Origin of the sequence: Congregibacter sp., assembly GCF_965662665.1 — a bacterium.
In the GTDB taxonomy this organism is placed as follows: Bacteria; Pseudomonadota; Gammaproteobacteria; order Pseudomonadales; family Halieaceae; genus Congregibacter.
On the sequence record NZ_CBFIIF010000054.1, the window covers coordinates 1 to 10,538 of the forward strand.

8 protein-coding genes are annotated in these 10,538 nt (G+C 56.2%); 7 read left to right on the forward strand and 1 reads right to left on the reverse strand.

Translation table 11 applies throughout. The features are described 5' to 3' along the window. Window positions 1–159: 159 nt before the first annotated feature. The gene (locus ACTG39_RS13860; RefSeq protein ID WP_439108156.1) at window positions 160–1,524 is read right to left on the reverse strand and encodes a S41 family peptidase; all 1,365 of its coding nucleotides are present in this window, start codon (window positions 1,522–1,524) and stop codon (window positions 160–162) included. A gap of 304 nt (window positions 1,525–1,828) precedes the next feature. Here ACTG39_RS13860 and ACTG39_RS13865 point away from each other — a divergent pair, with 304 nt between their 5' ends. Genes ACTG39_RS13865 through ACTG39_RS13895 form a run of 7 tightly spaced genes read left to right on the forward strand, consistent with a single transcriptional unit; the run spans window position 1,829 to window position 10,090 of the window. Beyond that, window positions 1,829–3,538, forward strand: a complete 1,710-nt coding sequence (locus ACTG39_RS13865) for a DUF1592 domain-containing protein (protein ID WP_439108157.1) — start codon at window positions 1,829–1,831, stop codon at window positions 3,536–3,538. Window positions 3,539–3,570: 32 nt separating this feature from the next. After that, complete coding sequence (locus tag ACTG39_RS13870) at window positions 3,571–4,905, forward strand: DUF1552 domain-containing protein (RefSeq protein WP_439108159.1); 1,335 nt, start codon at window positions 3,571–3,573, stop codon at window positions 4,903–4,905. A gap of 42 nt (window positions 4,906–4,947) precedes the next feature. Next, window positions 4,948–6,417, forward strand: a complete 1,470-nt coding sequence (locus ACTG39_RS13875; protein ID WP_439108160.1) for a hypothetical protein — start codon at window positions 4,948–4,950, stop codon at window positions 6,415–6,417. A gap of 48 nt (window positions 6,418–6,465) precedes the next feature. Then, on the forward strand, window positions 6,466–7,581 hold the full coding sequence (locus ACTG39_RS13880) for a hypothetical protein (RefSeq protein WP_439108161.1): 1,116 nt from the start codon (window positions 6,466–6,468) through the stop codon (window positions 7,579–7,581). Window positions 7,582–7,627: 46 nt separating this feature from the next. Further along, the gene (locus ACTG39_RS13885; RefSeq protein ID WP_439108162.1) at window positions 7,628–8,494 is read left to right on the forward strand and encodes a host specificity protein; all 867 of its coding nucleotides are present in this window, start codon (window positions 7,628–7,630) and stop codon (window positions 8,492–8,494) included. A 19-nt stretch (window positions 8,495–8,513) separates the two neighbouring features. After that, complete coding sequence (locus ACTG39_RS13890; protein ID WP_439108163.1) at window positions 8,514–8,849, forward strand: high-potential iron-sulfur protein; 336 nt, start codon at window positions 8,514–8,516, stop codon at window positions 8,847–8,849. After that, complete coding sequence (locus ACTG39_RS13895) at window positions 8,846–10,090, forward strand: c-type cytochrome (protein WP_439108164.1); 1,245 nt, start codon at window positions 8,846–8,848, stop codon at window positions 10,088–10,090. Before ACTG39_RS13890 ends, ACTG39_RS13895 begins: the two co-directional genes overlap by 4 nt. The last annotated feature ends 448 nt before the right edge of the window (window positions 10,091–10,538 follow it).

Consider the following 10,538-nt stretch of genomic DNA (forward strand, 5'->3'; position numbering starts at 1 on the left):
GTCTAATCTTTTACTCAGCGAGTTTTTACTTTTCTTGATTAGTCCTTGCTGTTCCTGACGGATAGACTCTGTGGCTTGGGAGCCTCGGTTTGAAACGCGTTTCGAATCTGAACATTTGCCTTGCCCATGAGTGCGCTAAAACTCGTTCACGACACAGCGCTATTGCAGCCACGTCGAACGACGATCCGGTCTTTCTTCTCCTGCGATAGGTGGAGGGCCCCTGCGGAGGGTTCTTCTGCCGGTACTAGTGATGCCCACATTTGTGGGGCATACGCCTTCGTTCAACCAGGCGAGCGCACCCTCGGTGAGTGCCTCCTCGGGTGCGCCGAAGGCGCCGGTAAAATTGTCCTGTACCGCGCACAGGGTAAAGCGTCCGGTGTCCACGAGCCCTGTATAAAAGCCTCCAAAGCCCTCGCCGTTGACACTTTCAAAGGACACAAGACGCAGCCGTGTGTCGCAGCCGCGTTGATCAAACGCATATTGGCCTACCGCCTTGCCTGATGTGTCACTGCCCACAAGGACAATCTCTGCGAAGGGTTCCAGGCTGTTGATGAGGAGCTCGCTGGCGGATGCCGTCGATTCACTGGTAATGAAGGCAATACGAATTGGCGATGCAGTGGCGGGGCGCTTCGAAAAACTTATGTCTTCGTTCTCCGACACGCGCTTGTCATTGTGACTGATGCTGAAGGCGACTTCGCCCTCTGCAATCTCTCCGCCTAACAGGTCCATGAAGCGACTAGCGACATCCACGAGACCACCGCTGTTGTAGCGCAAGTCGATAATAAAGTCAGTGATGCCCTGATCCGCTAGCTCAGCAAAGGCGTCGTCCAGCGCCGATTCAGCAGATACGGTAAAGCTGCGTAGGTGAATGTAGGCGGCCGGCGGCAGCCCAGCTCGCGCAAGCGTTCGCGGTGCAGCGGCGAGGGGGGGCACGTCCACTTCCCGTTTAGCCACGACTACCTCGACAACTTCGCCATCGATACGTAAACGAAACCCCCGCTCCAGGCCTTCGATGGAGCCGCCAAATATTTGATCCAGACCTGCGCCCTGGTATTCATATTCGCGCATGGAGACGAAGCCCTCGCCCGAGTCTACCGCGAGGATCTCTGCGCCCCGCATAAACCCCGCTTGCCCCGCCGGGGCCCCCTCGAAGGCGTCGCTAATGAGATAGCGGCCGCCGTCGTCGATGGCAAAACGAAAGCCAAATCCGACAAAGGCGCCGCTGGTAAAATTGGCTTGGTCTTCGGCCACGGTGGTGAGGTAGGAGAAGCCGGGATCACGAAAATCTTCAGCCAGCGGCGCTGTAAGTGCCGCAAGATAAGCGCTAGCGGTGTCATAGTCCGCCTGATTGATATTCGCCATTTCGTCGTACCAGAGATACCAATCCTGTGCGACAGAAAACACAAAGTCCTTTTGCGATTCAACGCCACAGCTGTCGCTCGTGGGGGGCTGGGGAGATACCGGGCTGTTTGAGCTGCCGCCGCCCCCACCACCACAGCCAGTGAGAAGGATAAGAGCGATCAATAGCGCGTGATGTGTTGTTGCGTGACGGATGGTTTAGCCCCAAGCCTAGCGTTGTATAAAAGTAGGTTTTCAAAAGTGGAAGTTTAACGGACTTCATCCGCGAAAATTGGCAATAGTGTGGGGCAGCTCCATAAGGCGAGTCTTTGGCAAGCTCGGGGATTTTAGTCGGTAAATCAGGTTTGCATAATATGCCGTGCTCACGTTATAACCTTGCACTACGTGGCTGCGAGGCGCTGGGTTTAGACGCTCATTATCGCGCGGCAGTCCGGACATCATAAAAATAAGCTAATGGGAAGTCTGCAAGATGGATTTCGTTAAAGAGCCTGTGGCGCTGGAATGGCGACGACGGGTCGCTCGTACCTGTGGCATGGCAGTGCTGGGGGCGGTGACGCTGTGTGTTCTGGCGGGCTGTTCAGAGTCCGTTGTCGAGCCTGAAAGCCCCGGAACTCAAGCACTCACCAGCCTCATGACTGCGGAGCAGTATCAGAACTCTCTCGGATACATCTTTGGTCCGGGTATCGACCTCCAGGTGGAGTTTGCACCGGTGGCCCGTACCGAGGGCTTGCTCGCCAATAGCGCAGCCATAGCGGGTGTGAGCAGTGCCCAGCTGCAGGGCATACAGGGCGTAGCTACCAGCGTTGCCAAGCAGGTTGTCGACGCCACGCATCGCAACTATCTCGTTCCCTGCAAGCCAGCGGCGCTGGATGCGCCAGACCAGGACTGTGCCTCGACGTTTCTTTCCCGGGTCGGGAGACTTTTGTTTAGACGCGCTCTCACAGAAGAAGAAGTCACGATGTACGTCGAGCTTGCGGGGGTTGCCGCCGAAGAGCTTGAAGACTTTTATGCCGGTCTTGAGATCGCGCTCGAGGGTATGCTCATCAGTCCCGAGGGCTTGTTTGTCATAGAACACGTAGAACCAGACCCCGAAAATCCGGGGCAGCTGCGTTTGGATGCTTATTCGCTGGCATCCAGGCTGAGCTTTTTTCTGTGGAATGCGGGCCCCGATGACGAGCTGCTAACGGCAGCGGAAAGTGGAGAGCTGCAATCCGAGGGCGGTATCCAACGTGCGGTAGAGCGGATGCTGGCGAGCCCCCGTCTGACGCAAGGCATGCGCGCGTTCTTCGATGACATGTTTGCCTTCGAAGAAGTAAAGACCCTTGCCAAGGACTCGACGATCTACCCGGAATTTACCGGCGTCACCGCGGAAGACGCGCGCGAGCAAACGCTGAGAACCACCATCGATCACCTTTTGGTTAACGATGCGGATTACCGCGACCTGTTCACGACCCGGTCTTCTTTCATGTCGCCGGCGCTTGCGATTATTTATGGTGTACCTGCGCAACCTGGTTGGTCGCCTTACACCTTCCCCGAGGACAGTCCTCGTGGTGGGCTGCTCACTCAGGTGAGCTTTTTGTCGCTCCATGCGCACCCCGGTCGTAGCTCGGTTACTTTACGAGGGCAGGCTTTGAGAGAGCTGTTCTTGTGTCAAACGGTTCCAGAGCCTCCCCCGGGTATCGATTTTTCGGTGGTATCCAATCCCAACTCTCACTATCCCACCCAGCGCGAGCGCGTAGCGGCTCATCTTGAGACACCTTCCTGTGCGGGCTGCCACAGGATTACCGACCCCATAGGCTTGTCTCTGGAGCAGTTTGATGGCGCCGGCGCATTTCGGCTCACTGAGAATGGCGCCACGATTGATGCCAGCGGTGGCCTTGACGGTTTTGAGTTCGATGGTGCCCTTGGTTTGGGCGAGGCGCTGCGAGAAAACCCCGAATTGCCGCGATGTCTGGTGCAGCGTGTGTATAGCTACGGCACCGGCGGACCGCCGGAACTTGAGGCGCGCGCGGTGATGGATTACTTCAATGAGGAATTTGCTCAGGATGGCTACCGACTGCGAGAGCTGCTGCGAACTGTCGCCCTTAGCAAGGCCTTCTCGCGGATTCAAAGTGATCCCGCCAGCGGCAGTGACGCAGATTCTGCGGACGGCCAGCTTGCCTCCGCGAGTTCTAACTAAATGAGAGAGTTGATGTACGCAGGAGAGTTGTCATGAGTAAGTGGAGTAGACGTCGGGTGCTGAAAGGCATGATGAACGGTGTCGGCGTGTCCGTTGCTCTTCCTTTTCTTGAGGTCTTTTTGAACGGCAGCGGCACAGCGCTCGCCTCCGGCAGACCAATGCCGGTACGCTTTGGCACCTGGGGTTACGGCCTTGGCGGTACGGCCGATATTTTTGTACCTAAGAAGACCGGCGCCAATTACGACTTGCCTGAGGAGATCGCCTCCTGGGAGCCGGTACGCGATGACATCAACCTCTTTACCAATGGTTCGGCATTTCCGGACGCGTCGCCCAACAATAACCATTTCACAGGTTGGGTGGTCTCCAGAACGGGTGTTGCTCCTGAAGTGGGTATCGTCCCGGCGGAAACCATCGATGTTACTGTCGCCAAGCAAATCGGCAGGGCGACGAGGTTTAACTCTCTCACCGCCACTGCCACCGCTGATGCGCGAGACACCTACAGCTATTTGAACGGTGCTACGCCCAACGCGCCAGAGTGGTCGCCTCTGCAGTTCTACAAACGACTGTTCGGCCCGGAGTTCCAGGATCCCAATGCCGAGGAATTCAATCTGGATCCGCGGCTTATGGCGCGCAGAAGTGTTCTCTCCAGCGTCATGGATCAGTCCCGCGCCATGATGAAGACCGTGGGTGCTGAGGATCGCGCTCGTCTCGATCAGTACTTTACGGGCCTGCGGCAGTTGGAGACACAGTTTGACCACCGTCTCACCAAGCCTGAGCCTATTGCTTCTTGTATTGCTCCCGGTGAAGCGCCAGAAAACCCCCTCATGGATAAGTCGGCTGATGCCGTGAAGCTTCGCCATAAAATGATGACGGAACTCATGGTGATGGCCGTCGCCTGCGATCAAACCCGGGTTTTCAATATGACGTACTCGGCGGCGTTTTCTTCGATCATTAAGCCGGGTTATCCGAAACCCCATCACACCTGCACCCACGAAGAGCCCGTGGACGGAGAACTGGGCTATCAGCATCACGCGTCGTGGTTCACGCGCCGTGCTATGGAGTCCTGGTCGGACTTTGTGGCTGCCTTCAAGGCAATCCCCGAGGGTGACGGAACGCTGTTAGACAACGTATTGATTCTGGGTACCACCGATGTGGGTTATGCCCGAACCCATGCCATTGATGGAATGCCTGTGTTTCTTGCGGGCCGGGCAGGGGGTAAGGCCAAGAGTGGGCTGCATGTGGATTTGAACGGGGGCTCAGTTTCGCAGGTCGGCTATACCGCTTTGCGGCTTCTCGATATCGAGACACCATCCTGGGGGACTTTGAGTAACAAGAGCTCTGAACCCGTAGCTGAGGTGGTGGCCTGAGTGCAGCATTGCGAGAGGCCCGCAGTCCGTGGCAAACAGTCGGTGAGTGTTAGTCACGCAGCTTTGAGCGCAAACAGCATACAGCGCGTTGCGGCGCTGGGTGTGGCGATCGCGTTTGCCACCTTATCAACAGGCCCTCTTGCCGAACCCCTGCCGGGCTGGAAAACCGATTCACAAGTGGGCTCGAAGTACTGGCAGGATGCCACGAGTCCTGCAAAAGAAGCCTACATAGAGGAACCAACGCCGCCTGGCATTCAGGTCGTGATAACAGCCCTGGAAGGGCCGGTATACGCCGATGAGCAAGGACGAACACTGTACAAGTGGCCTCTGAGTGCCTTGCGTAATGGGTCTACCGGCGACAGAAAAGATGGTCCATCGAATTGTGGAGATGAGCTTGTTCAAGTCTCTGCAGGATTGATGAGTCCTTACCCGCCTAACCTGTTACTGCCCGAGTTGCAACGGGTGAGCTGTTCCTCCGCGTGGCCTCCATTGCTCGCGGATGCGGACGCGGAAGAGCTCGACAAGTGGACCATCACCGAACGCGCCAACGGCGATCGGCAGTGGTCTTACGATGGCTACCCGCTCTATCGCTCTCATTTGGATGAGCGTCTCGGCGATACTTTTGGCGGTTCTAAGATCCGTTCACCTACCGATGGTGGTGTTGTCCGGGTGCCTATTGCGCCACCGTCAGATGTCCCTGCGGGATTCAAAGTGATTCCGAGTACAACGGGACGGCTTTTGCTTAACAAAGATGAGTTTTCGGTCTACGTCTGGGATGGCGATGAGCCCAATAAATCCAATTGTGACCAGGAGTGTCTTAAAGACTGGACGCCGGTTCCTGCCCCGGGTATCGCCATGGATCGCGGAGATTGGACCGTGGTCAAGCAGTCCTCGGGCTTTAATCAATGGGCTTTTCGCGGACAGCCGCTCTACACCCACAACAACGATACGGGCACACGCAGCTTTGTCGGTAGCGACCAACCTAACTGGAAGAGCCCGCGTTGGCACAATGTTTATACGCAACGCGCTGTAACACCGCCGGCGGAGTTCACCGTGCAGGATGTGGAGTTCGGCGGGCAGGTGCTGGCTGACAGTCGAGGTCGATCAATTTACATTTACAATTGCCGGGATGATTCCATGTCGCAGATTGCCTGTGATCACCCCGAGTCGTCGCAGGATTATCGGCTGGCGATTTGCGGCAATGGAGATCCGGCGCTCTGCAGAGAAACATTCCCCTACGTACTAGCGACGCCTGATGCGGTAAGCGAGAGCAGTTTATGGAGCGTGATTGCCATTGATGCTGATACCGGGCATCTCGCCGCTGTGGGCACTGATGAAGACAAGGTCTTGCACGTGTGGGCGTATCGCAAGCGTCCTATTTATACCTATGTGGGTGATAAGGAGCCGGGGGTCACCAATGGTGATGGTATCGGTGAGTTTACGGGTCGTCGCAACGGCTACAAAGTGTTCGTGCTGCGAGATGACTTTGGTCAGAACGCATTTCGTCGCTAGCAAGTCTCATAATAAAAACGGGCGTTGATCGCCCAGGAGAGCCAGACAATGCCACTCTTTTTTGATGCCTACAAAGCAAGCCGCGCGAGCGCGATAATGCGTCCGCTGCTGTCACTGTTTGTTTCTACGGCGGCCTTTGCCGGGGTAGCCGCCGCCGAGCCGGTGAATGGTGGCCGAATTGGCTACGTGATCACTGAGCGGCACTGGTCTCTGTACCAGACAGAGGACGCTAAAACAGAGTGTCCTCAGGGCTTCAACATCGGACCTCGGGAGCAATACTCAGCGTTGTTTCCTGACGAGGCGGATGTGCTGCGCGCTGAGGTGGATACCCGGCTCGTTAGAGAAGGGCGACGATTTCATCTCGAAACATCCGAAGAGCCGTTTCCTTTTTACGCTGCCCAGGGACCCAATGCTTACGGTCTGAACCTGGATGGCGAGGTTACTGAGGAAGACTTCACAAGTCCCGAAGGCGTCGAAGGGGTTGATAATCAGCTCAATCGTGCTCTTGCCTGCATTGCGATTTATCGCGGTCCTGACGGCACCTTCTATCATTTCTCAAACTTGTTCATGTACGGCAATGCCTACAATCGCTGGATAATCGAACTGACCGGTGTGGACGACCTGGCTAACGATGATGAGGTTACCGTCAACTTCTATCGAGGCCTCGACGACCTTGTCACTGATGCTTCGGGCAAAGGGTTTGTAGCAGGCGGCACGCAGCGAATTGACGGGCGTTGGGGCGAAAGTTTTAGAGGTGAGGTGCAGGGCAAAATTGTGGATGGGGTGCTCACCACAGAACCGGCGGATCGCACGAAGTTCCCCTGGTCATTTCCCGGTGTAGGCGGCGGCTTCCATATTTTTCGGGATTTCCAGCTTCAGCTGACGCTAACGCCGAAGACCGCCTCGGGTCTTGTTGCCGGCTATGTGGATGTCGAGCAGTACAGCCATCGGCTTAATCGAAACTGGACGACCCACCATCAAAGCTATGGTCGGCTGTCTGCGGCATCGCTGTATCGCGCTATGAAGCAATTGGCGGACGGGTATCCTGATCCTGATACGGGGGCCAATACCGCGATATCTTCAGCGATAGATATCGTGATGCATCAGGTGCATATCGTGCATCCGGACGAAGAAAGTATGGAGTTGAATACAGCGCAGCGCTGATTCATCGCAGCTTCAAAAAACATCTGAGTAAGCCCGGGAGTAGTTGATGAGAGTTGGACAAACGTTTGTGGTTGCCCTGACGACTGCGTTGTTGGCATTGGCCTCGGCATTGAGCAGCGCAGATGCGGCAGATACCACTGTTCCCAGTGGCCGGGGCTTGATCGAGCTTTGGGCCGCGGGGCGGCCTGCTTTTGGACAGTTTGTGATGGAGTCTCAAGTCGAGCCCGACGATGCTAGCGACGACAGCCATCAATCATCAGGCTATTCGGTACAGACTGGCTTGGATCTCGCCGCCAACACTTTGCTGGATTTTGCGTTTTTGAGCCTTGAGCAAGAGTACGACGCGAGCGCCGCGCGAAATGTTAGCGAGGGTATTCGTGAGGGTGCGAGGGATGCTGAGCAACTCCCTTTGCTTGTGCGCATCCCACCGATCTATGTTGATGGCGAGGCTGCCGCCAGAGCGCGGGTCAAGGAGCTTCTGGCCATGGGCGCTAACGGGGTGGTGATTCCCCATGTAATGAATCTGGAAGAGGCCCGTGCCGCGGTCTCCTTTTTTGAAGGGGCGAATGTGTGGTCACCCGCAAATCCTGACGGCGACATCGTTGCCATGCTGATTATTGAGGACCCGGATGTCTTCACCGAGCTGGAAAAGATAGCTAATCTCCCGGGCTTCAGCGCATTGGTGTGTGGCATTGGCAGTCTGACGAGTGCCCTGGGCGGAGACCGAGCTGCGGCCGAGGTCATCAATCAACAGGTTCTTGTCCAGAGTAAGCGAGTGGGCAAACCAAACCTGACGACTGTTGATCCGGAGTCCGTAGCGCAGCGGGTAGAGCAGGGATTCCTGGGTTTGCTGGCTTATGGACCTGAGGCACAGGAAGCAATCAAGCGTGGCAAGGCGGCAGCCGGTCGCTAGTCGCTGGCAGAGGTAGATAATGGATAAAAACATATCACGACGGACTGTGCTTTTGCGTGGCCTGCAGGTGCCCGTTGCCGGGAGTCTGTTATTGGGGTTGGCTGCCTGCGACAGCAGCGGCAATGGCAGCCAAGAGATCACGGCTGTTTGCGCTGATCCTGAGGACATGACCTCAGCGCAGGAGAGCGTGCGAAAGACGCTGCGCTACACAGAGCTGTCCTCCGACCCGGCTAAAACCTGCTCGGGCTGTGCGTTCTTTAGTGGCGCTGCCGGAGGTTGCGGTAGCTGCGGTATCTTCGATGGCAATGCAGTGAACCCCGCGGGTTTTTGCGATTCATGGAGTGCGGCATCTTGAGGCTTTGGGTATATCTTTTCGCGATAGCCTCGGCTATCAGTGCAGACAGCTTCGCCAATGGTGCGGCGGAGCCTGCGACGCTGGATCCCGGCGATAGAGGGGCATATCTTACGGCTGTGGGGAACTGCGTCAGTTGCCACACCCGTGAGGGTGGGGCTCCCATGGCGGGCGGCCTCGACTTCGAAACACCCTTTGGCAAGATCTATTCAACGAACATTACCCCGGATTCAGAGACCGGTATTGGTGATTGGAGTCTCGAAGAGTTCACCGCGGCCATGCGAGAGGGTGAGCGGCCAGACGGAAGTCATCTGTATCCGGTGTTTCCCTATACCGCGTTTACCAAAGTGAGCGATGAAGATATTGCTGCGATCTATTCGCACCTTCAGGGCATGGAGCCTGTGTCTTATGCACCGCCCGAAAACGACTTGGGGTTCCCCTACAACCAACGCTGGGGCTTGGGCGTGTGGAAGTCGGCATTTTTTGACGAGGGCCGCTTTGAGCCGGATCCCGCCCAGTCCGAGGAATGGAATCGCGGCGCTTACCTTGTAGAAGGCCTGGGTCATTGTGCTATGTGTCACTCCCCGCGTAATGGGCTCGGTGGTGTTGATGCTGATCTTGTTATGACCGGTGGCGTCTACATGGAGCGGGTTGAGGGAAAACTGTCAGCCTGGTCTGCGCCTAATCTGACCTCCGCAGACAATGGTCTGGGTCAATGGTCTCACGACGACATCGCGGATTATTTAAAGCTGGGATTCAGCGAGCGCTCGGGTGTGTTCGGACCCATGAACAACGTGGTCGTGAACAGTACTCGACACATGTCCGTCGAAGATGTGAATGCGATGACCGTGTATCTGAAGAGTTTAGCGCCTAACTCGCAAGAGAGCGGCAAACCGGCAAGCGATGATGTTCTGAGGGCCGGTTCGGTTCAGTACGATATTCACTGCGGTACCTGTCACTTGCCGACAGGAGAGGGGTCGCCAGAAACCGGACCGCCCGTGCTGTGGAGTCCCGTGGTATTGGATGTTGATCCGTCGACGCTCATTAATATCACGCTCTATGGTGCACAGCTGCCGCACACACCGCCCTCGAGCGAATGGATGTCCCGAGGCTGGAAGCGCATGGAGCCCTATGCCAATAAGCTGAGCGATGAGCAGGCTGCGGCATTGCTAAGCTATATACGAAGCGCCTGGGGACACGAGGCGGGGGTAGTTTCGCCAGAGCAGGTGGCAGAGCAGCGTTAGATAGTGAGTGATTCCTCACAGGCTTTAATAATGACCTTTATTTGCCCACAAGTCCCCGCCTGGAATCTGTTGGGAGTTAACTCACCTAGAGTTCGCTGCGGGTGAGTCCTGCTTGCCGCTCGATTAATCCCGTTTACCGTAAATGTATGGCAAGCAGCTTCTCAAGACGGGTAGTGTTCAGCGTAATCACATTCGCTATTGATAGTTTAATTGATTGATAGCGTGCGAGTTGGTGCGCGCAGAGGCGCGGGCTCGCAGAGGACTGAGGTATGTGGCGCGAAGACGTCAGCCAAAGGTCCGAAATAACGATAACGATACGAAATAACGATAACGATAATAGGCAGTAAGAAGACAATCAATGAGTAGAGCGTAGAGATGGACCCCAGTGACCGTGCAGGTATTGGACGAAGATTAGTGCTTCCCTCAAGATGAGCGTAATGCTCTGGAG